The sequence below is a fragment of the Streptomyces sp. NPDC047853 genome (assembly GCF_043204535.1).
Taxonomy (GTDB): domain Bacteria; phylum Actinomycetota; class Actinomycetes; order Streptomycetales; family Streptomycetaceae; genus Streptomyces.
The window spans coordinates 396,305-419,173 of record NZ_JBIDCI010000002.1; the positions used below are offsets into that span (position 1 = coordinate 396,305).

The window sequence follows — 22,869 nt, forward strand, 5'->3', positions numbered from 1 at the left end:
CTCAACGGTCCACTCTCTCACCCGTGCCGGACGGGTCGGCGCTTTCCGCTGCGGTGTCCGGTGTCGGGTCACTCGGCTGCTCCGGGTCGCCTGCCCGGGGGTGTGCCTCGGGCGCGTCCTTGAGACGCTCGTTGGAGCCCTCCCGGTTCTCCCGGCCGTCCTCGGGCTCCGTCGCCTCCTCGGGCCCCTCGGACTCGCCGTGGTCCTCGGCGCTCGCCGCGGCGTCCGGGCCCGGCGTGTCCTCCTCGCGGGCAGCGGCCCGCTTGCGCTGCGTGTACATGCGGAAGCCGGCGAGGACGAGCAACAGGACACCGCCGCCGATGACGAGCATCACGGTCGCCGTGATCTCGGTGACCTTCACGTCGAAGGTGACGGGCTCGCCGTACTTGCGGCCGTCCATCGTGTAGAGCTGGGCGATCACCGTCGCACGGCCGTTGGCGTTGGCCGACGTGGTGAACTTCACCGACTGGCTGTGGCCACCGGAGACCGAGATCGGCTGCTCCTCGTTGTCGGCGCCGCCGATCTCGAGCCGTGTCGGGTTCGTCGAGGTCAGCCGCAGGACCAGGGGCCCGACGTCCTGCACCAGGTTGTTCTGCACGGTCACGGGGATCGTGGCGCTGCGGCCGGAGAGCTTCGTCTCCGACTTGTCGATGAGCCTGACGCGGTCGGTCAGTCCGTCGAGGTACTCCTTGACCCCACCGCGGAACGACTCGGCCTCGGCGGCCCGGCCGCGCCAGGACGCGGACATCTCGCGGTTCAGGGCGCGCCCGAAGGGGGTCACCACTCGGGAGGGGTTGGACAGGACGACCTTGAAGTTGTCGAGGGTGTCCTGAGTGCGCGCGATCTGCACGAACGCCGACCGGGGCAGTTCCTTCTTGCGCAGCGCCGAGGGGTAGGAGGAGCTGCCCGGCACCGTCGTGGTGGCGCCCGGGTCCGGCTTGGCCGCGGCGGCCGCCGCCATGTCCTGGGACTCGGACCAGGTGCCGTCCTGCAGCGTCCGCAGCGCCTCGGCCATAGCGCGGGCCTGGCTGCCGGAGGGCGTGCGCTGCGGAGCGATGACGACGCTGCGTTGGTCGTCGGTCTGGAGGCCCAGCGCGAGGCTCTGGGCGAGGAAGCGCTGCACGGCGAGCGTGGAGTCGGACGCCTTCGTCAGATCGCCCTCGAACGCCTTGGACATGCGGGCGTCCGCGACGACGGCCGTCGTACCGCCGCCGATGGGACGGGCCGCGGACGGCGTGTACGGCAGGTCGTTGGTCTCCTGGAGGCTGTCACTGCGGGCGATCACCTTGTCGGCGCCCGCGGAGGTGGCGACCTTGACGATCGACCGGTCGACGGCGCCGTCCACGGGCCAGGCGAAGTCGGTGCTCGGCTTCACATGGAGGATTGGCCCGACCGTGTCCTCGATGACGTCCGTGGCGCTCTTCAGCTGGCTCAGCGACCCGGTGACGTTCGTGCCGTTGTGGGCCAGGGACGCCAGGTCGGGGTCGGCGAAGGGGAGGGCGACGACCTCCTTGTCGGCCACTGCGTCCTGCAGGTCGGCGAGCCACTGCTTGGCGACGTCCTGATGGGTTCCGGCGACGGTGTTCTCGCCGTCCCGGACGCGGTAGCTGCCGGTCATCGCGTCGACGGAGGCCAGCAGGTCCGGGTCGACCACCCAGGTGACGTCGAGATCCTTGCCCAGCGTCAGCATCTGGTTCAGCCGGCCGCCGGGGGAGATCTCCTTGGCCAGGTCGTCATTGAGGAGGACCGGGGTCTGTTCCTCGTTCGGCCCCGTCTCGGCGGCCATGTGCGTGGTGGAGATCAGCGGCCACAAGGCCGTCGTCTTCGTTTTGGTGCCGGCCTGGTCGGGCTGCCAGGGCAGGAAGGTCCGCTGGATTCCGAGGATCTGCTCCCACGGCTGTGCGGAGGTCTCGCCGGAGAGTGACACGGCGAACTCGTAGACACCGTCATCGCCCAGTTCGAGGTCGTCGACCGGCACGGAGATGTTGAAGTGCTCGGCGACACCAGGAGTGAGTCTGTCGAACTTCTCGGTGTACTTGTCGTCGATCTCCGGGGCGATGGCGCCCTGCAGATCGGTGCTCTCCTTGGCGATCGTGTCGACGGCCGAGCGGGTGTTGACCTCGGCCCCCAGACGCAGGCCGACGTGGGCGTCGGTGACGGTCTGCTTGCCGTTGTTGATCACGGTGCCCGACACGGTCACGGTGTCCCCGTCCGTGGGCGCCGAAGGGGTGAGCGAGTCGACCGCCACGGCCACGGAGCCCGCCTCGGCGTCGGCCGTGGCGGAGGACTGGCCCTCGGCGTGCGCCGGGCCGGCCGTCGGCAACTGGACCAGGCCGGTCAGCAGGGGCGCACCGGCGAGCAGCGCCGTGGTGCGCCTGAGCCACCGGCGGGCAGGTGAGGGACTGGTCCCCTGGAAGTCTGCCGCCTCGGCCACGCGCTCGCCCGTCCCTCGTCGTCGTCAGTGGTCGTCGGAATGTGCGTCCACGCATGGTAACGATGCGCGGCGAGGGGAAGTGCCGCGGTGTACGCCACAAGATCCGCCACCGACCGTGGCTGTCCCGTATGTGCGCCTATAGCGGGAGGGGTGGGTAAGGAGGGGTATTCGGGCGGGATCAATAGGGGCGCCGGTGTCCTCCCGGGCCACGTACCCTTTTCTGTTGTGCCGAACGCCAACGAAGTCACCCCCAGCGCCCTGAGCCAGGAGCAGCACCGAGCGGTGAGGGAACCGCTGCGGGTCGCCCCAGTCGCCGACGACCTCGCCCGCCGTTTCCAGGAGGCCGGGTTCTCCCTCGCCCTGGTCGGCGGCTCGGTCCGGGACGCGTTGCTCGGCCGGCTCGGCAACGACCTGGACTTCACGACCGATGCCCGCCCCCAGGACGTCCTGAAGATCCTGCGTCCGTGGGCGGACGCCGTCTGGGACGTCGGGATCGCCTTCGGGACGGTCGGGGCGCAGAAGGACGGCTACCAGATCGAGGTGACCACCTACCGTTCGGAGGCGTACGACCGCACCTCGCGCAAGCCGGAGGTGTCGTACGGCGACTCGATCGAGGAAGACCTGGTCCGGCGGGACTTCACCGTGAACGCCATGGCGGTGGCGTTGCCGGAGGCCCGGTTCATCGATCCGCACCATGGGCTCGACGACCTCGCGGCCCGGGTGTTGCGCACTCCGGGTACTCCCGAGGAGTCCTTCTCGGACGACCCGCTCCGCATGATGCGCGCCGCGCGCTTCGCCGCGCAGCTCGACTTCGAGGTGGCACCGGAGGTGGTGCAGGCCATGAAGGACATGGCCGAGCGTATCGACATCGTCTCGGCCGAGCGGGTCCGTGACGAACTGAACAAGCTCGTCCTCTCCGCGCACCCGCGCAAGGGGCTCTCCCTGCTGGTCGACACCGGGCTCGCCGAGCGCATCCTGCCCGAACTGCCGGCCTTGCGCCTGGAGCGGGACGAACACCACCGGCACAAGGACGTGTACGACCACACACTGATCGTCCTGGAGCAGGCGATGGCCCTGGAGAGCGAGGGGCCCGACCTGACCCTCCGCCTGGCTGCCCTGTTGCACGACATCGGCAAGCCCCGCACTCGGCGCTTCGAAGAGGACGGGCGGGTCTCGTTCCACCACCACGAAGTGGTCGGGGCCAAGATGACGAAGAAGCGCATGACCGCGCTCAAGTACTCCAACGACCTGGTCAAGGACGTCTCACGTCTGGTCGAGCTGCATCTGCGCTTTCACGGTTATGGCACAGGGGAGTGGACCGACTCCGCGGTCCGCCGGTATGTCCGGGACGCCGGTCCGCTGCTCGACCGGCTGCACAAGCTGACCCGTTCCGACTGCACGACCCGGAACAAGCGCAAGGCCTCGGCCCTCTCGCGTGCGTATGACGGGCTGGAGGAGCGGATCGCGCAGCTTCAGGAGCAGGAGGAGCTGGACGCGATCCGTCCCGACCTGGACGGCAACGAGATCATGGAGATCCTCGGAGTCCGTCCTGGGCCGTCTGTCGGCCAGGCCTACAAGCACCTGCTGGAGCTTCGTCTGGAGAACGGGCCGATGGAGCGCGAGGCCGCGGTCGCAGCGCTCAAGGAGTGGTGGGCCGAGCAGGAGGCGTGAACTGTCGTGGTCGTGTTTCACGTGAAACATGACCACGACGGCGAGCATGCGAAGGGGCGGTGTTTCACGTGAAACACCGCCCCTTCGGCTCCGGCGGTCCGGATCAGACGTCACCGAGGCAGAGCAGGAACTCTTCGCCGTCGCCCGTCTCCGCGTAGAAGCCCGTAGCTCCTTCGACCGGACGGCACGCGGACTCGGCGGTGATCTGGGAGTAGTGTCCCTTGATCTTCTTGAGGACCTTCGCCTCGGCGTCCGTGGCCGTGCAGTCCACGACCTCCATGCGGTCCGAGGAGGACGAGGCGGATTTCAGGCAGTCGCCCACGCCGGCCTGGTCGGCGTCGTCCCGGCTGGCGATGTAACCACCGACCGCCACGCACACCACGATGACGGCGATGACGATGTTCTTGATCGTCTTGAAGCTCGGCTTGCGACGGGCCGGCTGCGGCGGGACGGGGGCGAACGGTGCACCCTGCGGCGGGAAGCCGGGCTGGCCCGCCTGCTGGGGGAAGCCCGGCTGGCCCTGGGCGTAGGGGTTCTGTCCCTGCGGCTGCTGTGGGGCCTGCGGCTGGCCTTGCGCGAACGGATTGCCCTGGGACGGCGGAGTGGTCACTTGGGGGTCCCCCTGGTACATAGGTGCGTGTCGCGAACATGACGCGAATAAGACCCACGTAAGTTATCGGTCCGCACCGACATCTCCGTCGCCCAGCGAGGCTTCGTGGCACTGATGTGACACTTACTGGCGTTCGAACCAGCCCATAGCCGCCGCAACCGCCCCGTAGACCGCGGTCACTGTCACGATCAGCGTCACGGACCGGCCGTCCGGCGGCAGTATCAAAGCGGCCACGCCGGCGGCGCCGACGAAGGCGACGTTGAACAGCACGTCGTAGACGGAGAAGATCCGGCCACGGAATCCGTCCTCGACCGAGGACTGCACGACCGTGTCGGTCGCGATCTTCGCCCCCTGGGTCGTCAGGCCCAGGACGAACGCCGCGACGAGCAGCGGCGCGGTGGCGAACGGCAGGCCGAGCGCCGGCACCAGGACCGTGGCCGCTCCCGCGCACACGGCCATCCAGCGGCCCGGCCCCAGCCGTCCCGCCGCCCACGGAGTGATCACCGCGGCCGCGAAGAAGCCCGCGCCGGAGACGCCCAGCGCCAGTCCCAGCAGGGCGAGCCCCTCGTCCGTGGTCGAGGTCAGCGCGTACCGGCACAGCATGAGCAGCATGACCAGCAGGGCGCCGTAGCAGAACCGCATCAGGGTCATGCCCGCGAGCGACCAGGCCGCCTCCCGGCGAGCGGGCGCGGCGAGATGACGTACGCCGGCCACCAGGTCGCGCGCGGTACCGGCCAGGGCCGAGGCCAGGCGTGCGGGCACGCGCTCGGGGTCCGGCCCCAGCAGCTCCACGGCGATGCGCAGCGACGCCAGTGCCCCGCACAGGTACAGGGCGGACCCGAGCAGCACCACGGCGGCGTCGGAGTCCGCGACCACGAGGCGTACGACGAAGGCGAGGCCGCCGCCGGCCGTCGCGGCGAGAGTGCCGGCGGTCGGGGAGAGCGAGTTGGCGACGACCAGGCGCTCCGCGTCGACCACACGCGGCAGCGCCGCGGAAAGACCCGCCAGGACGAAGCGGTTGACGGCCGTGACACAGAGGGCGGAGACGTAGAAAAGCCAGTCGGGAACGGAGACGATCATCAACAGGGCCGTCATCGCCGCCAGCACGGCGCGCAGCAGATTGCCGTACAGGAAGACCTGGCGGCGGCGCCAGCGGTCCAGCAGGACGCCGGCGAAGGGGCCCACCAGGGAGTACGGCAGAAGCAGGACCGCCATCGCGGAGGCGATCGCGACGGCCGAGGTCTGTTTCTCCGGGGAGAAGACGACGTAGGTGGCGAGCGCGACCTGGTAGACACCGTCGGCGCCCTGGGAGAGCAGGCGCACGGCGAGCAGGCGCCGGAAGCCCTTCAGGCGCAGCAGGACGCGCAGGTCACGGACGACGGCCATGGTGCACAGCCTCACATACGGGAAAGGTCCCCGGGTCACGCGACCCGGGGACCTCCGACGGACTCAGTCCGCGCTGGTCAGCGCTCGACCTCTCCGGCGATGAACTTCTCGACGTTGGCACGGGCCTCGTCGTCGAAGTACTGGACCGGCGGGGACTTCATGAAGTAGCTCGACGCCGACAGGATCGGGCCGCCGATGCCGCGGTCCTTGGCGATCTTCGCGGCGCGCAGGGCGTCGATGATGACACCGGCCGAGTTCGGGGAGTCCCAGACCTCGAGCTTGTACTCCAGGTTCAGCGGGACGTCACCGAACGCACGGCCCTCCAGGCGGACGTAGGCCCACTTGCGGTCGTCCAGCCAGGCCACGTAGTCGGACGGGCCGATGTGGACGTTCTTCTCGCCGAGGTCCCGGTCGGGGATCTGGGAGGTGACGGCCTGCGTCTTGGAGATCTTCTTCGACTCGAGGCGGTCACGCTCGAGCATGTTCTTGAAGTCCATGTTGCCGCCGACGTTCAGCTGCATCGTGCGGTCCAGGACGACGCCCCGGTCCTCGAACAGCTTCGCCATGACGCGGTGCGTGATGGTGGCGCCGACCTGCGACTTGATGTCGTCACCGACGATCGGGACGCCGGCCTCGGTGAACTTGTCCGCCCACTCCTTGGTGCCGGCGATGAAGACCGGGAGGGCGTTGACGAAGGCGACCTTGGCGTCGATGGCGCACTGGGCGTAGTACTTCGCCGCGTCCTCGGAGCCGACGGGCAGGTAGCAGACCAGGACGTCGACCTGCTTGTCCTTGAGGACCTTGACGATGTCGGCCGGCTCCTCGGCGGACTCCTCGATGGTCTCGCGGTAGTACTTGCCGAGCCCGTCGAGGGTGTGGCCGCGCTGGACCTGGACGCCGCTGTTGGGCACGTCGCAGATCTTGATCGTGTTGTTCTCGGAGGCGCCGATGGCGTCCGCGAGGTCCAGGCCGACCTTCTTGGCGTCCACGTCGAAGGCGGCGACGAACTCGATGTCGCGGACGTGGTAGTCGCCGAACTGGACGTGCATCAGGCCCGGGACCTTGGCCGCCGGGTCGGCGTCCTTGTAGTACTCGACGCCCTGCACCAGCGATGCGGCGCAGTTGCCCACACCGACGATGGCTACGCGAACCGAACCCATTCCGGTTGCTCCCTGTGTGTACGAGTGAGGCCCTGACTGGGCGCTCACGTGGCGGTGTCGCCGGGCGTATCCGGCCGGGGGTTGTCCCCCGGCCGGGGCAGGCCGCCCGTCGCTCCAGATGTCGTGTCCTGTTGAGCGGTCCCCTCCGAAGCGGAACCCCGCAGGTCCCGCCCCGCCCGCTCGCTCTCGATGAGCTCGTTCAGCCAGCGCACCTCGCGCTCCACGGACTCCATTCCGTGGCGCTGGAGCTCAAGCGTGTAGTCGTCGAGTCGCTCCCGGGTGCGCGCCAGGGAGGCGCTCATCTTCTCCAGGCGCTCCTCCAGCCGGCTGCGCCGGCCCTCGAGCACGCGCATGCGGACATCGCGCGAGGTCTGTCCGAAGAACGCGAAGCGAGCGGCGAAGGTCTCGTCCTCGTACGCGTCCGGGCCGGTCTGGGAGAGGAGCTGCTCGAAGTGTTCCTTGCCGTCGGCCGTCAGCCGGTAGACGATCTTGGCGCGCCGTCCGGTGAGGGAGGCGGCGGTCTCGTCGACGTTGCCCGGCTCCTCGATCAACCAGCCGTTGGCGACCAGCGTCTTGAGGCAGGGGTAGAGCGTCCCGTAGCTGAACGCCCGGAACACTCCCAGCGACGTGTTGAGCCGTTTGCGCAGCTCATAGCCGTGCATCGGGGACTCGCGGAGCAGGCCGAGTACGGCGAACTCGAGGATGCCGGAACGTCGGCTCACGTCGCCTCCTCTCGCCCTTATGCCGCGCTGATGTATCGGCTCGATACATCAGCACGATAGAACGACCTTCCGCGCACGACAAGAGGCTCGGTGGTGAACGGGATCACATCAGGGATTCATGGTGAGCAAGTTGCCTGATTTGAGGTGAACTTCGAGTCTCGGGGGTTTTGACGGTGCGTAGTCTGTGCGCCATGCAAACCACCGGGAACCGAGTGACGCCCGGGGACGTCCTTGTCCCCGGTGCAGTACGGGTGAATGCGGAAGGGACCGCATCCGTACTTCGGGGGGACCGGAAACCAGCCGCCTTTACCAGGCGCGCGTAAGGTGCGCCTGCCCGAGGAGTAGTCGTTCGATGAGCGAGCACCGTCGCAAACCGCCGCAGCCGCAGGGAGGCGGACGTGCCGCGGCCCGACGCGGCCAGTCCGGCTCGTCCTCCGGCCGCCGTGCGGCACCGCGAGGCGCCACTGGGTCTCCGTCCGGCTCGTACGGTCCGGAGAGCGAGGAGCGTCCGTACGCCAGCCGTGCCGAGGCCCGGCGTGCGGCACAGCGCAATGGAGGCGGCCGCCGCAGAGCGGCCGAACCGGGCCGCGGGGGCCGGCGTGCCGCCGCCGTCGGCGCGGGTGCGGCGGCCGGCCGGCGTGCGGCCGCGTCCGGCAAGAAGCGGACGATCGACTACCCGCGCTTCGACCGGGACGGTTGGCGCCGCTGGGTGCCCTCCTGGAAGCTCGTCTCCGGTGTGTGCATCGGCTTCTTCGGCACCATGGTGGCCGCGGCCGGCATCGCCTACGCCATGGTGGGCGTCCCCGAGCCGGGCAAGGCCGCCATGGCGCAGAACAACGTCTACTACTGGGCCGACGGCAGCCAGATGGTCGCGACGGGGGGTGAGGTGAACCGCCAGAGTGTGGATCTCGCCCAGATCCCCATGGAGATGCGCAATGCGGTCATCTCCCAGGAGAACAAGACCTTCTACTCCGACAGCGGCATCGACCCCAAGGGCATCGCGCGCGCCGTGTTCAACATGGCCAAGGGCGGCGAGACGCAGGGTGGTTCCACGATCACCCAGCAGTACGTGAAGAACGCGATGCTGAACGACCAGTCGCAGACGATCTCCCGCAAGGTCAAGGAGATCTTCGTATCGATCAAGGTCGGCGCCGAGGAGCCCAAGGACAAGATCCTCGAGGGCTACCTGAACTCCGCCTACTACGGACGCGGTGCCTACGGCATCCAGGCGGCCTCCCGGGCCTACTTCAACGTGGACGCCGTCGACCTGAACCCGGGCCAGTGCGCGTTCCTGTCCGCGGTGCTCAAGGGAGCCACGTACTACGACCCGGCCGGCTCGCCCTCGATCGACCCGGTGAACGCGACCGCCAAGGCCAACAGCGACCGTGTCCAGCGCCAGATGCAGGACACGCTCGACAAGATGGTCGAGTACGGGCACCTGAGCCAGGAGAAGCGGGCCAAGTACACCAGCCTTCCCACGGTGCGGAATCCGCAGTCGAACACACAGCTGGGTGGCCAGATCGGCTACCTCGTCAGGCTCGCCAAGTCCTCCGTGATCAAGAACGCCGGTGTGACGGAGCAGCAGCTGGAGAAGGGCGGCTACTCGATCTACACGACCTTCGACAAGAGGAAGGTCGAGGAGCTCGAGAAGGCCGTCGAGAAGGTCTACAAGGAGAAGATCGACCCGAAGAAGCGCCCGGAGACGGATACCCACGTCCAGTTCGGCGGAGCCTCCGTGAACCCGGAGACCGGTGCCCTCGAGGCCATCTACGGTGGTGAGGACGCCACCAAGCACTTCACCAACAACGCCGACGTCACCGGCGCCCAGGTCGGTTCGACGTTCAAGCCGTTTGTTCTCGCGGCCGCGATGAAGTGGGGTGTGCGCGATCCCGAACTCGGTGACACTCAGGCCCAGGACGAGCGCACCGTCGTCTCCCCCAAGAGCCTCTACAGCGGCAAGAACAATCTCAAGATCAAGGACTACGACGGCTCGATCTGGCAGAACGAGAAGGGCGAGCAGTGGCGTCAGGAAAATGACGGCAAGCAAAGCGTGGGGGAAGCGCCGGACTACAAGATCGATCTGCGTGAGGCCATGCGGGAGTCGGTGAACTCCGCCTTCGTGCAGCTCGGCATGGATGTCGGCCTGGACAAGGTGAAGGAGGCAGCCGTCGACGCGGGCCTCCTGGAGAGCAGCCTGGCGGGTTCCGGCTACCCGTCCTTCTCCCTCGGAGTCTCGGACCCGAGCGCCATCCGCATGGCAGGCTCGTACGCCACCTTCGCGGAGAGCGGCAAGCAGCGTGAGCCCTTCTCCGTCACCAAGGTGTCGAACAAGGGCGGCACGGTCTACACGCACAAGGTGACGACCAAGCAGGCGTTCGAGGCGAAGGTCGCGGACAACGTCACGGACGTCCTGAAGACCGTTGTCGAGGACGGAACGGGTTCCAACGCCCAGCTGCCCGGCCGAGAGGTGGCCGGTAAGACCGGTACCACGGACGGCAACCAGTCCGCCTGGTTCGTCGGCTACACCCCGCAGCTGGCGACAGCGATCAGCATGTTCCGTTACCCGGACGACGAAACGATCAAGAACCGCTCCTTCATGGAGATGTACGGAACGGGCGGCGAGGAGAAGATCCACGGTGCTTCGTTCCCATCGGTGATCTGGCAGGACTACATGTCGGACGCGCTGAAGGGCGAGCCGAAGGAGAAGTTCCCGAAGCCCGAGCCCATCGGCGAGGTCATCAACGACACCCCGCCGCCGAGCCCGTCCCCCTCGCCCTCCGAGACGGAGGAGGAGGAGACGAGCCCGTCGCCGTCGCCGACGCCCAGTGAGTCGGAGACCACCCCCTCCCCCTCGCCGAGCGACACCTGTGGCGTCTTCGAGTGGAACTGCGAGGACGGCAACAACAACGGCAACGAGAACGGCGGCAACGAGAACGGTGGCTCGGAAGGCAGTCCGTCGCCCTCGCCGTCGCCCAGTGGGACAGGGGAAGAGGAAGACACCAGAGGAAATCAGAATGGAGGCGGTGGCTTCATCGCCGGCCAGGAGGGATAGCTGCCGGAACGTCCGGCATGGGTGTTTCACGTGAAACACCCGCAAGTTTCACGTGAAACAGGGGCCGCCGCATCCATCGGGGTGCGGCGGCCCCGGTGTATCCCCAGGTGCGTACGGCAGGATGTGCCCCATGCCCAGTGCAGAATCGACACCAGCGAGCGTGCACGAGCCGGAGCCCGTGCGGCCGACCAGGGAGGACGCGGTCGCCGCGGCGGGCAGCGAGCTGATCGGCGGCCCCGCCGGCCGGCGTGCCCTGCTGGGGACGTCCTGGTGGACGCCCGTCCGGGTGATCGCTCTCGTGGCGATCGGCATGTTCGCCCTCGGCCTGGTCCAGAAGGCGCCCTGCTACAACGGCGCCTGGTTCTTCGGTGCCAGCTCCCAGTACACGCACGCGTGCTACTCCGACATCCCGCATCTCTACCAGGGGCGCGGGTTCGTCGACGGCCTTGTGCCGTACTTCGACAAGCTTCCCGGCGACATGGAGTACCTCGAGTACCCCGTGCTGACCGGCGTGTTCATGGAGGTCGCGTCCTGGCTCACGCCGGGCAGCGGCAGCATCCAGGACCAGGAACAGTGGTACTGGATGGTCAACGCCGGGATGCTCATGGCGTGCGCGGCCGTCATCGCCGTCTGCGTGACCCGCACACACACCCGGCGTCCCTGGGACGGGCTGCTGGTCGCCCTCGCGCCCGCCCTCGCGCTGACCGCGACCATCAACTGGGACCTGCTGGCGGTCGCCCTGACGTCCGCCGCCCTCCTGATGTGGGCGCGAGGACGTCCGCTGGCCTTCGGCGTACTGCTGGGCCTGGCCACGGCCGCCAAGCTCTACCCGTTCCTGATCCTCGGTCCGCTGCTCGTGCTGTGCTGGCGCGCGGGCAAGTGGCGCGACTTCGGAAAGGCCCTGGGGGGAGCGGCCGTCGCCTGGGCAGTGGTCAATCTGCCGGTCATGCTCTTCGCCTTCGACGGCTGGTCGAAGTTCTACACGTTCAGCCAGGAACGGGGCGTCGACTTCGGTTCCTTCTGGCTGATCCTGGTCCACAACTCCGACAACCCGCCCAGCACCGAGACCGTCAACACACTCGCCACGCTCCTGATGCTGCTGTGCTGCGGGGCCATCGCTGCGCTCACTCTCACCGCCCCCCGACGTCCCCGGTTCGCCCAGCTCGCCTTCCTGATCGTCGCAGCGTTCATCCTCACCAACAAGGTCTACTCACCGCAGTACGTGCTCTGGCTGGTGCCGCTGGCCGCCCTGGCCCGCCCCAAGTGGCGTGACTTCCTGATCTGGCAGGCGTGCGAGGTGGCGTACTTCCTGGGCATCTGGATGTACCTCGCGTACACGACCAGCGGTGACGCCCACAAGGGCCTGCCCACGGACGGCTACCACTGGGCCATCGGCGTGCACCTGCTGGGGACGCTCTTCCTGTGCGTCATGGTCGTGCGCGACATCCTGATGCCGGACCGGGACCCCGTGCGGCGGTCGGGCGACGACGACCCCTCGGGTGGTGCGCTCGACGGGGCGGAGGACGTCTTCGTCCTCGGCCCCGCCGCTCGCCCGGCGCGGCACGCCGCCCACTGCGAGGCCTCACCGGTGCGGTGGGGGGCGCGGCAGCCGACCGGAGATGCGCTCTGAGCGAACGGACTCCACGGCGGTCCGCCACGGGCAGTCATGCCGAAAGGCCGTACACGGAACAGCGTGTACGGCCTTTCGGCTGCCGTGGGGTCCACGGCCGGCGTGCGGTCTCAGCGGTCGAGGATCCGGTCGAACTGCGTGGTGGTGTGCCGCAGATGGGCCACCAACTCGTCGCCGACCTTCGGTTCCGGCGCGTCCGACGGCACGAACAGGATGGACACCTGCATGTGCGGCGGTTCCGCGAACCACCGCTGCTTGCCGCCCCAGACGAACGGCGAGAGGTTGCGGTTCACCGTGGCGAGACCGGCCCGGGCGACGCCCTTGGCGCGCGGCATGACGCCGTGCAGCGCCTTCGGGGCCTCCAGACCCACGCCGTGCGACGTACCGCCCGCCACGACCACGAGGAAGCCGTCCGAGGCCGCCTTCTGCTGCCGGTAGCCGAAGCGCTCGCCCTTGGTGACCCGCGTGACGTCCAGGACCGCGCCGTGGTACTCGGTGGCGTCGTGGTCTCCCAGCCACAGCCGGGTGCCGATCCGGGCACGGAAGCGGGTCTGCGGGAACTGCTGCTGGAGCCGGGCGAGCTCGTCCGCCTTGAGGTGGCTGACGAACATCGTGTGCAGCGGCAGCCGGGCGGCGCGCAACCGGTCCATCCAGCCGATGACCTCCTCGACGGCGTCCGAGCCGTCGGTACGGTCGAGCGGCAGGTGGATGGCGAAGCCCTCCAGCCGGACGTTCTCTATGGCGGCGTGCAGCTGCGGCAGGTCCTGCTCGCTGATGCCGTGGCGCTTCATCGAGGACATCACCTCGATGACCACACGTGCGCCCACGAGGCCGTACACGCCGTCGATGGACGACACCGAGCGCACGACCCGGTCGGGCAGCGGTACGGGCTCCTCGCCGCGCCGGTACGGCGTCAGGACGAGCAGGTCACCACCGAAGAAGTCCTTGATCCGGGCGGCCTCGTACGTCGTGCCGACGGCCAGTACGTCGGAGCCCAGCCGCGTGGCCTCTTCCGCCAGCCGCTCGTGACCGAAGCCGTAGCCGTTGCCCTTGCAGACCGGGACCAGCCCGGGGAACTGCTCCTGCACGTGCTTGTGGTGCGCCCGCCAGCGCGCGGTGTCGACGTAGAGGGTGAGCGCCATGGCCGGACCTGGGACCTTTCTCGTGGCTGTCAGAGGTGCGGGATTGGGGTGAGGAGAGGGGTCAGCGGCGCGACATGTAGATGTCGAGCGCCTTGTGGAGCAGCTTGTTCAGCGGGAAGTCCCACTCGCCGAGGTACTCGGCCGCCTGCCCGCCCGTGCCCACCTTGAACTGGATCAGACCGAAGAGGTGGTCGCTCTCGTCCAGGGAGTCGGAGATGCCGCGCAGGTCGTAGACGGTGGCGCCGAGGGCGTAGGCGTCGCGGAGCATGGCCCACTGCATCGCGTTCGAGGGCCGGACCTCGCGGCCGATGTTGTCGGAGGCGCCGTAGGAGTACCAGACGTGCCCACCGACGACCAGCATCGTGGCGGCGGACAGGTTCACCCCGTTGTGCCGGGCGAAGTACAGCCGCATGCGGTTGGGGTCCTCGTTGTTGAGGGCCGCCCACATGCGCTGGAAGTAGGACAGCGGACGCGGCCGGAAGTGGTCGCGCACGGCGGTGATCTCGTAGAGCCGCTGCCACTCCTCGAGGTCGTGGTAGCCGCCCTGGACGACCTCGACGCCGGCCTTCTCGGCCTTCTTGATGTTGCGGCGCCACAGCTGGTTGAAGTTCTTGTGGACCTCCTCCAGGGAGCGGTTGGCCAGCGGCACCTGGAAGACGTAGCGGGGCTGCACGTCGCCGAAGCCGGCGCCGCCGTCCTCGCCCTGCTGCCAGCCCATGCGGCGCAGCTTGTCTGCCACCTCGAAGGCGCGCGGCTCGATGTGGTCGGCCTCTATGTCGCGCAGGCGCTTGACGTCGGGGTCCTGGATGCCCTTCTTGATGGACGTGGCGTCCCAGCGGCGGATGATCACCGGCGGGCCCATCTTCACCGAGAAGGCGCCCTGCTGCTTGAGGTGCGCCAGCATCGGCTCCATCCACTCCTGGAGGTTCGGCGCGAACCAGTTGATGACCGGGCCCTCGGGCAGGTAAGCGAGGTAGCGCTTGATCTTGGGGAGCTGGCGGTAGAGGACGAGGCCCGCACCGACCAGCTCACCGGTCCGGTCGTCGAACCAGCCGAGGTTCTCCGAGCGCCATTCCGCCTTCACGTCCGCCCATGCCGGGACCTGCATGTGACTTGCCGCCGGCAGGCTCTGGATGTAGGCCAGATGCTGCTCACGACTGATGGTCCTCAGGGTCAGGCTCATTCGGGGCGCTCCTCGGGCTGGTGTGTCCCCATGGGTACAGGGGCTCCGGCTCTCGCGCGAAGCCTACTGCGCCCTGTGAGCGCCCCGTCCGGCGTACGGGTGCAAGGGGCCACCGGAGGACCTTCCGAGAGTGCTCCGGCGGACGGGTGGTGCGCGGCTCAGCCGAAGAAGCCGCCGTGGTCGATGCCGAAGAACATGCCGAGCGCGGAGGCTCCGAGCGCCACCACCAGTCCGAAGCGCTCGCGGGTCGTCACCGAGATGAACTGGCCGTACCCGGCGGTCAGCACCCCCAGCAGTCCTGCCCAGGAGGTCAGGATGTGGAGCCCGCGGAAGCTCGCGGTGGCCAGGGCCAGCACGCCCAGCACCAGGGCCACGGCCAGCAGGGTGTCCTGGAGGGGGTGCGGCTTGCCGTCGGTGGCCAGCAAGCCGGTCCTCGGCTTCGCGGGTCGCATGATCTGTGCCATGGGGAACCTCCTGCCGAAGGCAGCGTGTCGTCGCCCGTCACATCCGCTGAGTACCGATTGTGTCCCCTCACCGCCGGATTTCAACCGCAAGCGGGTGGCCGGGTACTCTGTACCTTCTGCACTGGTGTCTGCTGCCTGCCTCGGCCGGGCCGCCTCTCCGGAGGAAGCTCGATTGTCAGTGGGTCCTGCTTTACTCGCGGATGCCGGTGTCAACGCATCGCAACCCTCCTGCCACGGAACGACCGTGGCCGCTGAGTCCAAAGGAGGTGGGTTCCACATGCGTCACTACGAGGTGATGGTCATCCTCGACCCCGATCTCGAGGAGCGTTCTGTCTCCCCGCTGATCGAGAACTTCCTCTCTGTCGTCCGTGACGGCGGCGGAAAGGTCGAGAAGGTCGACACCTGGGGCCGTCGTCGTCTCTCGTACGAGATCAAGAAGAAGCCTGAGGGCATCTACTCGGTCATCGACCTGCAGGCCGAGCCTGCGGTCGTCAAGGAGCTCGACCGCCAGATGAACCTGAACGAGTCGGTCCTCCGGACCAAGGTCCTCCGTCCCGAGATGCACTGAGCTTCCGCTCAGCCGATCCCGGGATTCGAGTAGCAGCACAAGCAGCCAGCAGCAAACCCGCCGAGAGGTTCCCCCATGGCAGGCGAGACCGTCATCACGGTCGTCGGCAATCTTGTCGATGACCCCGAGCTGCGCTTCACCCCGTCCGGTGCGGCCGTCGCGAAGTTCCGTGTCGCGTCGACCCCCCGCACCTTCGACCGCCAGACGAACGAGTGGAAGGACGGCGAGAGCCTCTTCCTCACCTGCTCGGTCTGGCGGCAGGCGGCGGAGAACGTCGCCGAGTCGCTCCAGCGAGGCATGCGCGTCATCGTGCAGGGCCGGCTGAAGCAGCGGTCCTACGAGGACCGTGAGGGCGTCAAGCGCACGGTCTACGAGCTGGACGTCGACGAGGTCGGCGCCAGCCTGCGCAGTGCCACGGCCAAGGTCACCAAGACCTCGGGTCAGGGGCGCGGCGGCCAGGGCGGTTACGGCGGCGGTGGCGGCCAGGGTGGCGGCGGCTGGGGCGGCGGCCCCGGCGGTGGCCAGCAGGGCGGCGGCGCTCCGGCCGACGACCCCTGGGCGACCGGCGCTCCCGCCGGTGGCCAGCAGGGCGGCGGCGGCCAGGGTGGCGGCGGCTGGGGCGGTGGCTCCGGCGGCGGTGGCGGCTACTCGGACGAGCCCCCCTTCTAGACGGGCTCTACCCACACTTCTTGATCACACAGGAGAAACATCATGGCTAAGCCGCCTGTGCGCAAGCCGAAGAAGAAGGTCTGCGCATTCTGCAAGGACAAGGTCACGTACGTGGACTACAAGGACACGAACATGCTGCGGAAGTTCATTTCCGACCGCGGCAAGATCCGTGCCCGCCGCGTGACCGGCAACTGCACCCAGCACCAGCGTGACGTCGCCACGGCCGTGAAGAACAGCCGTGAGATGGCGCTGCTGCCCTACACGTCCACCGCGCGATAAGGGAAGGGTGACCGACCAATGAAGATCATCCTCACCCACGAGGTCTCCGGCCTCGGTGCCGCGGGCGAAGTCGTCGACGTCAAGGATGGCTACGCTCGCAACTACCTGATCCCGCGGAAGTTCGCCATCCGCTGGACCAAGGGCGGCGAGAAGGACGTCGAGCAGATCCGTCGCGCTCGCAAGATCCACGAGATCCAGACCATCGAGCAGGCCAACCAGATCAAGGGCCAGCTCGAAGGCGTCAAGGTTCGCCTGGCCGTCCGCTCCGGCGAGGCCGGTCGTCTCTTCGGTTCCGTCACCCCGGCCGACGTCGCTTCGGCGATCAAGGCCGCCGGCGGTCCCGACGTGGACAAGCGTCGCATCGAGCTGGGCACGCCGATCAAGACGCTGGGCGCCCACGAGACGTCCGTGCGTCTGCACCCCGAGGTTGCCGCCAAGGTCAACATCGAGGTCGTCGCTGCCTGAGCTCCGCTCACGCTGAAGCGATGAGAAGGGGCCGCATCCTCGCCAGGGGATGCGGCCCCTTCTTCACGGGCGGCCTAGGTGGGACCTGGCCTGCTCTTCGCGGTTCTGTTGCCACCCCTGCCGGGAAACGTCGTGTTTCACGTGAAACGGTCAGCGCGTCGCACCGGTGACGACCCAGCGTCCCGAACGGGTGCGAAGCCACAGGGTCACCAGGCGCACCGCCATCATCAGCGTCATGGCCGCCCACAGCGCGGTGAGCCCGCCCCCGAAGGCTGGGACGAGGAGCGCCGCGGGAGTGAAGACGGCCAGGGTCAGCAGCATGGCCCAGGCGAGGTAGGGGCCGTCGCCCGCGCCCATGAGCACGCCGTCCAGGACGTAGACCACTCCGCAGATCGGCTGCGAGACGGCCACGATGACAAGGGCCGGCAGGGCCGCGTCCGTCACCGCGGAGTCGCCGGTGAACAGGGGCAGGAAGACCGGACGGGACAGCACGACGAGCAGACCGAGTGCGATGCCGACCGCGACGCCCCACTCGACCATCCTCCGGCAGGCTTCGCGGGCACCGCGGGCGTCACCGGCCCCCAGGTAACGCCCGATGATGGCCTGGCCGGCGATGGCGATGGCGTCGAGGGCGAAGGCGAGCAAACTCCACAGGGACAGGATGATCTGGTGCGCCGCGATGTCGGCGTCTCCCAGGCGCGCCGCCACGGCCGTGGTGATCATGAGAATCGCCCGCAGGGAGAGCGTCCGGACGAGCAGCGGGACCCCCGCCTGGGCGGAGGCTCTGATCCCGGCGACGTCGGGACGCAGTGAGGCGCCGTGGCGGCGGGCCCCGCGGACCACCACCCACAGGTACACCGCGGCCATGCCGCACTGTGCGATGACGGTGCCCCAGGCGGAGCCCGCGATGCCGAGGCCGGCGCCGTAGACGAGAACGACGTTGAGGACGGCGTTGGCGACGAAGCCGGCGATGGCCACGTAGAGCGGGGTCCGGGTGTTCTGCAGCCCCCGCAGGACACCGGTCGCGGCCAGCACGACCAGCATGGCGGGGATGCCGAGGGCGGAGATCCGCAGGTAGGTGATGGCGTACGGTGCCGCGGTGTCGGAGGCGCCGAAGAGCTCCACGAGGGCGGGCGCGGTCGGCAGCACCACGGCGATGACGGCGGCGCCCAGCAGCAGGGCCAGCCAGATGCCGTCCATGCCCTGGCGGATCGCCGATTGCAGGTCGCCCGCGCCGACGCGCCGGGACACGGCCGCGGTGGTGGCGTAGGCGAGGAAGACGAAGACGCTGACGGCGGTGGTGAGCAGCGCCGAGGCGATGCCGAGGCCGGCCAGCTGCGCGGTGCCGAGATGGCCGACGATCGCACTGTCGGCCATGACGAAAAGAGGCTCGGCGACGAGTGCGCCGAAGGCCGGGACGGCCAGCGCGATGATCTCTCGGTCGTGTCGGCGCCGGAGGGTCCGCGAGCGCGCTGGGGCCTGTGTCATGAGCACCAATCTAATCGTCCACAGGTAAGAGATGCAAAGCCTTTGCAACCCTTACGCTTCGTCTCACCGTGTGTGCTTCTGGGCACGGTTCGGAACGATCTTGATCCGATGGGGAAAGTTTTTCTTCTGCACAGGCCGTGGACGGTGAAAGTGCAGTTCAGAGGCGTTCTTTCGGGCGGAGGGAGTGCTTGTTCACAGGGCTGTCCACCGGCTCGTGCACAGGTTTGGCCGAGTTCTCCACAGCATCTGGCCCGTCGTCCACATGGCCTGTGGATAACCAGATTGGCTGACGGTGCCCGCAGGCCTACGGTGGTCCGGCACCTGCTCCGTCCGTCGACCTGCGAACCAGCCCAAAACCGACGCGCCAGAAGCGAAGTGGGGCGTCTTATTTGTCAGTGCCGTGCCGTAGAAATGAGAGGCACGGCGAGGTCCGCTCGGCGGACGGGAGGAGGTTGCTCGGTGAGCATTTCCGAGCCCTTGGACGACCCGTGGGCCGACAGCGGGCCCAGTGATCGTCTGCCCGCTTCCCGCCGTCGCGGTGACGGAGGACGCGGCCGCGACGAGCAGCACGAGCGCGGCTCGGACAACGGCGCGTGGGACGGCGGCGGTCCGTCGTTCGAGCGGGTGCCACCGCAGGACCTGGACGCCGAGCAGTCCGTCCTCGGCGGCATGCTCCTCTCCAAGGACGCCATCGCCGACGTCGTCGAGATCCTCAAGGGCCACGACTTCTACAAGCCGGCCCACGAGACCGTCTACCAGGCCATCCTCGACGTCTATGCCAAGGGCGAACCGGCCGACCCCATCACCATCGCGGCCGAACTCACCAAGCGCGGTGAGATCAACAAGGTCGGTGGCGCCTCCTATCTGCACACCCTCGTCCAGACCGTGCCGACGGCCGCGAACGCCGCGTACTACGCGGAGATCGTGCACGAGCGGGCCGTTCTGCGGCGCCTGGTGGAGGCCGGCACGCGGATCACCCAGATGGGATACGCGGCCGACGACGACGTCGACGAGATCGTCAACCGTGCCCAGGCGGAGATCTACGCCGTCACCGAGCAGCGCACGAGTGAGGACTACCTGCCGCTCGGCGACATCATGGAGGGCGCGCTCGACGAGATCGAGGCGATCGGGTCGCGCAGCGGCGAGATGACCGGTGTGCCAACCGGCTTCACGGACTTCGACTCGCTGACCAACGGCCTGCACCCCGGTCAGATGGTCGTCATCGCCGCGCGACCCGCCATGGGCAAGTCGACGCTCGCGCTGGACTTCGCGCGTGCCGCCTCGATCAAGAACAACCTGCCGAGCGTCATCTTCTCGCTCGAAATGGGACGCAACGAGATCGCCATGCGTCTGCTCTCCGCCGAGGCGCGCGTCGCGCTGCACCACATGCGGTCCGGCACCATGACGGACGACGACTGGACCCGCCTGGCCCGCCGGATGCCGGACGTGTCGGCCGCCCCGCTCTACATCGACGACTCCCCCAACCTGTCGATGATGGAGATCCGCGCCAAGTGCCGCCGCCTCAAGCAGCGCAACGACCTCAAGCTGGTCGTCATCGACTACCTCCAGCTCATGCAGTCCGGAGGCTCCAAGCGCGCGGAGAGCCGCCAGCAGGAGGTCTCGGACATGTCCCGTAACCTCAAGCTCCTGGCCAAGGAGCTGGAGATCCCGGTGATCGCGCTCTCGCAGCTGAACCGTGGTCCCGAGCAGCGCACCGACAAGAAGCCGATGGTCTCCGACCTGCGTGAGTCCGGGTCGATCGAGCAGGACGCCGACATGGTCATCCTGTTGCATCGCGAGGACGCCTACGAGAAGGAGTCGCCGCGTGCCGGCGAAGCGGACCTGATCGTGGCCAAGCACCGTAACGGCCCCACGGCCACGATCACCGTCGCCTTCCAGGGCCACTACTCCCGCTTCGTGGACATGGCCCAGACCTGATCCCCGGGCGCGGGCGAATGGGCTCGACGTGCCGCGCACGGGCCGATGGACTGGGGGCATGACGACACCTCAGGAAGACGTGCAGGACTTGCTCCCCGCTACGCGCCGGGCGTTGCTGCACCGGATCGCCGTGGCGCAGTCCGCAGGGCGCACGCCGTCGCTCGTGGCGGCGGTCGTCCGGGACGGGCGAGTCGTGTGGCACGGTGCGCGGACCTCGGTCGACGGGCACGGCCCGGACGAGGACGTGCAGTACCGGATCGGCTCCATCACCAAGACCTTCACCGCCGTGCTCGTTCTGCGCCTGCGTGACGAGGGGGTGCTCGACCTCACAGACGCCTTGGAGAAGCATCTGCCGGGCACCGGCGCGGGCGAGGCCACGATCGCCGAGCTGCTGGCGCATTCGGGCGGGCTGGCCGCCGAGTCGCCCGCGCCGTGGTGGGAGCGGACGCCGGGATCCCTGCGGCCGCAGCTCGCCGATGTGCTGGGCGAGAGGCCGCTCGTGCACCCGGTGGGCCGTCGGCACCACTACTCGAACCCCGGCTACACCCTGCTCGGCGCGCTGGTCGAGCGGCTGCGCGGTGCTCCCTGGGAGGAGGTGTTGCGGCGCGAGGTCCTGGAGCCGCTGGGGCTGGACCGTACGAGCGCCCAGCCGCGGGCTCCGTACGCCGGTGGCTGGGCGGTACATCCGTGGGCGGACGTGATGCTGCCCGAGCCCGCCGAGGATCTCGGGCGGATGGCTCCGGCCGGTCAGCTCTGGTCCACCACCGGGGACCTGGCGCGGTTCGCCGTCTTCCTGACGAAGGGGGACGACCGGGTACTGAGCGCGCGGACCGTACGGGAGATGCGGGCACCGGCGGCACCGAGGCCGCGGACGTCATGGACGGCGCGGCCTACGGACTGGGCCTGCAGATCCAGTGCCGGGACGGTCGGCTGCTCGTGGGCCACTCCGGCTCCCTGCCGGGCTTCCTGGCCAACCTCACGATCAGTGTGGAGGACGACGTGGCCGCCGTGGTGCTGACCAACTGCACCTCCGGGCCACTGACGGCCGAGGTCGGTGCCGATCTCGTGCGCATCGTCGCCGAGGCGGAGCCCCGGATCCCCGAACCGTGGCGTCCCTCGGCGGAAGCCGACGCCGCCGTGCTGGAGCTGGCCGGGCAGTGGTACTGGGGGACGCATGCCTTCGCGCTGCGGTTGACGCCCGACGGGGGAGTGTCGCTGGAGCCGCTCGCCGGCTTCGGTCGCCGTTCGCGCTTCCGCTTGAACGGCGACGGTACGTGGACCGGGCTCGAGGGCTACTACGCCGGAGAACTCCTCCGAGCCGTGCGGCGCCCGGACGGCACCGTGAGCCATCTGGATCTCGGGTCGTTCGTATTCACGCGGCAGCCGTACGACGAGGGGGCCCCGGTGCCGGGAGGCGTGCACCCGGAGGGATGGCGGGGGATCGGCTAGCCACTGCCACCCGGGCGTCCCTATCGGCCCTGTTTCACGTGAAACAGGGCCGACAAGGCGCATATGGGGTGCCCTCGGACGAGGGCCGGACCGGCCGTTCAGAGCGAGAGCTTGAAGCCCGTGTGCGAGGCGGAGAAACCGAGGCGCTCGTAGAAGCGGTGGGCGTCGACGCGGGTCTTGTCGGAGGTGAGCTGCACCAACTGACATCCCTGGCGACGGGACTCGTCGACGGCCCACTCGATGAGCTGTGTTCCCAGGCCCCCGCCACGCTCGTCGGTGTGGATGCGCACCCCCTCGACGATCGACCGGGTGGCGCCGCGCCGGGACAGGCCGGGAACGATCGTCAGCTGCAGCGTGCCGACCACGCGGCCGTCGCGTACGGCGACGACCAGGTGCTGGTTCGGGTCGGTGCTGAGCCGTTCGAACGCGGCCAGGTAGGGGCCCAGGTCGTCCGGTGACTCGCGCTCCGCGCCCAGCGGATCGTCGGCGAGCATCGCGACGACCGCGGGGATGTCGTCCTCGGTGGTGGGTCGTATCTCAAGATCTCCCATGGCCGCAC

The 22,869-nt window shown here is 68.8% G+C and carries 18 protein-coding genes and 1 pseudogene; 9 read left to right on the top strand and 10 right to left on the bottom strand.

Annotation, left to right across the window (positions count from 1 at the left end; all coding sequences use genetic code 11):
- Position 1: 1 nt before the first annotated feature.
- Complete coding sequence (locus ACGF5T_RS05785; RefSeq protein WP_366769124.1) at positions 2-2,434, bottom strand: DUF6049 family protein; 2,433 nt, start codon at positions 2,432-2,434, stop codon at positions 2-4.
- 225 nt (positions 2,435-2,659) lie between these two features.
- Between ACGF5T_RS05785 and ACGF5T_RS05790 the strand changes: the two genes are divergently transcribed.
- Positions 2,660-4,105, top strand: a complete 1,446-nt coding sequence (locus ACGF5T_RS05790; protein ID WP_366769125.1) for a CCA tRNA nucleotidyltransferase — start codon at positions 2,660-2,662, stop codon at positions 4,103-4,105.
- 103 nt (positions 4,106-4,208) lie between these two features.
- Here ACGF5T_RS05790 and ACGF5T_RS05795 read toward each other — a convergent pair whose 3' ends face one another.
- The 4 genes from ACGF5T_RS05795 to ACGF5T_RS05810 all read right to left on the bottom strand — a co-directional run bounded on the left by ACGF5T_RS05795 (position 4,209) and on the right by ACGF5T_RS05810 (position 7,983).
- The gene (locus ACGF5T_RS05795; protein WP_356602651.1) at positions 4,209-4,715 is read right to left on the bottom strand and encodes a hypothetical protein; all 507 of its coding nucleotides are present in this window, start codon (positions 4,713-4,715) and stop codon (positions 4,209-4,211) included.
- A 123-nt stretch (positions 4,716-4,838) separates the two neighbouring features.
- Complete coding sequence (locus ACGF5T_RS05800) at positions 4,839-6,101, bottom strand: MFS transporter (RefSeq protein ID WP_366769126.1); 1,263 nt, start codon at positions 6,099-6,101, stop codon at positions 4,839-4,841.
- A 77-nt stretch (positions 6,102-6,178) separates the two neighbouring features.
- Entirely contained in the window at positions 6,179-7,261 is a 1,083-nt protein-coding gene (locus ACGF5T_RS05805; protein WP_361015958.1) for an inositol-3-phosphate synthase, read from the bottom strand.
- A gap of 44 nt (positions 7,262-7,305) precedes the next feature.
- The gene (locus tag ACGF5T_RS05810; RefSeq protein WP_366769127.1) at positions 7,306-7,983 is read right to left on the bottom strand and encodes a PadR family transcriptional regulator; all 678 of its coding nucleotides are present in this window, start codon (positions 7,981-7,983) and stop codon (positions 7,306-7,308) included.
- A 352-nt stretch (positions 7,984-8,335) separates the two neighbouring features.
- On the opposite strand from ACGF5T_RS05810, the gene ACGF5T_RS05815 reads away from it, so the two are divergent.
- Both ACGF5T_RS05815 and ACGF5T_RS05820 read left to right on the top strand, forming a co-directional pair.
- Positions 8,336-11,035: a transglycosylase domain-containing protein gene (locus ACGF5T_RS05815; RefSeq protein WP_356602659.1), complete on the top strand. Its 2,700-nt coding sequence runs from the start codon at positions 8,336-8,338 to the stop codon at positions 11,033-11,035.
- 121 nt (positions 11,036-11,156) lie between these two features.
- The gene (locus ACGF5T_RS05820; RefSeq protein ID WP_366769128.1) at positions 11,157-12,665 is read left to right on the top strand and encodes a glycosyltransferase 87 family protein; all 1,509 of its coding nucleotides are present in this window, start codon (positions 11,157-11,159) and stop codon (positions 12,663-12,665) included.
- A 110-nt stretch (positions 12,666-12,775) separates the two neighbouring features.
- Here ACGF5T_RS05820 and ACGF5T_RS05825 read toward each other — a convergent pair whose 3' ends face one another.
- From ACGF5T_RS05825 to ACGF5T_RS05835, 3 genes are all read right to left on the bottom strand, one after another.
- A complete protein-coding gene (locus ACGF5T_RS05825) occupies positions 12,776-13,807 on the bottom strand; it encodes an alanine racemase (RefSeq protein WP_053133891.1) in 1,032 nt (343 codons plus the stop codon).
- Between the two features lie 61 nt (positions 13,808-13,868).
- Complete coding sequence (femX, locus tag ACGF5T_RS05830) at positions 13,869-14,990, bottom strand: peptidoglycan bridge formation glycyltransferase FemX (RefSeq protein WP_064728796.1); 1,122 nt, start codon at positions 14,988-14,990, stop codon at positions 13,869-13,871.
- 158 nt (positions 14,991-15,148) lie between these two features.
- Positions 15,149-15,454, bottom strand: a complete 306-nt coding sequence (locus tag ACGF5T_RS05835; RefSeq protein ID WP_356602664.1) for a hypothetical protein — start codon at positions 15,452-15,454, stop codon at positions 15,149-15,151.
- Positions 15,455-15,731: 277 nt separating this feature from the next.
- On the opposite strand from ACGF5T_RS05835, the gene rpsF reads away from it, so the two are divergent.
- The 4 genes from rpsF (at position 15,732) to rplI (ending at position 17,435) form a co-directional block, all read left to right on the top strand.
- Positions 15,732-16,022 carry a 30S ribosomal protein S6 gene (gene rpsF, locus ACGF5T_RS05840; RefSeq protein WP_003975025.1) on the top strand — a complete coding sequence of 97 codons (291 nt, stop codon included), beginning with the start codon at positions 15,732-15,734 and terminating at the stop codon, positions 16,020-16,022.
- Positions 16,023-16,097: 75 nt separating this feature from the next.
- On the top strand, positions 16,098-16,691 hold the full coding sequence (locus ACGF5T_RS05845; protein ID WP_159324925.1) for a single-stranded DNA-binding protein: 594 nt from the start codon (positions 16,098-16,100) through the stop codon (positions 16,689-16,691).
- A gap of 42 nt (positions 16,692-16,733) precedes the next feature.
- Positions 16,734-16,970: a 30S ribosomal protein S18 gene (rpsR, locus tag ACGF5T_RS05850; protein WP_003949403.1), complete on the top strand. Its 237-nt coding sequence runs from the start codon at positions 16,734-16,736 to the stop codon at positions 16,968-16,970.
- An 18-nt stretch (positions 16,971-16,988) separates the two neighbouring features.
- A complete protein-coding gene (gene rplI / locus ACGF5T_RS05855; RefSeq protein WP_356602668.1) occupies positions 16,989-17,435 on the top strand; it encodes a 50S ribosomal protein L9 in 447 nt (148 codons plus the stop codon).
- A gap of 150 nt (positions 17,436-17,585) precedes the next feature.
- Here rplI and ACGF5T_RS05860 read toward each other — a convergent pair whose 3' ends face one another.
- The gene (locus ACGF5T_RS05860) at positions 17,586-18,923 is read right to left on the bottom strand and encodes an MATE family efflux transporter (RefSeq protein WP_366768328.1); all 1,338 of its coding nucleotides are present in this window, start codon (positions 18,921-18,923) and stop codon (positions 17,586-17,588) included.
- A gap of 459 nt (positions 18,924-19,382) precedes the next feature.
- On the opposite strand from ACGF5T_RS05860, the gene dnaB reads away from it, so the two are divergent.
- Together dnaB and ACGF5T_RS05870 are read left to right on the top strand one after the other, a co-directional pair.
- Positions 19,383-20,861 (top strand): replicative DNA helicase, encoded by a 1,479-nt coding sequence (dnaB, locus tag ACGF5T_RS05865; protein WP_361015950.1) that lies wholly within the window; start codon positions 19,383-19,385, stop codon positions 20,859-20,861.
- Between the two features lie 58 nt (positions 20,862-20,919).
- Positions 20,920-22,310 (top strand): annotated as a pseudogene (locus ACGF5T_RS05870) (serine hydrolase domain-containing protein).
- Positions 22,311-22,408: 98 nt separating this feature from the next.
- Here the strand turns inward: ACGF5T_RS05870 and ACGF5T_RS05875 are convergent.
- Positions 22,409-22,861 (bottom strand): GNAT family N-acetyltransferase, encoded by a 453-nt coding sequence (locus ACGF5T_RS05875; protein WP_366768329.1) that lies wholly within the window; start codon positions 22,859-22,861, stop codon positions 22,409-22,411.
- Positions 22,862-22,869 lie beyond the last annotated feature (8 nt).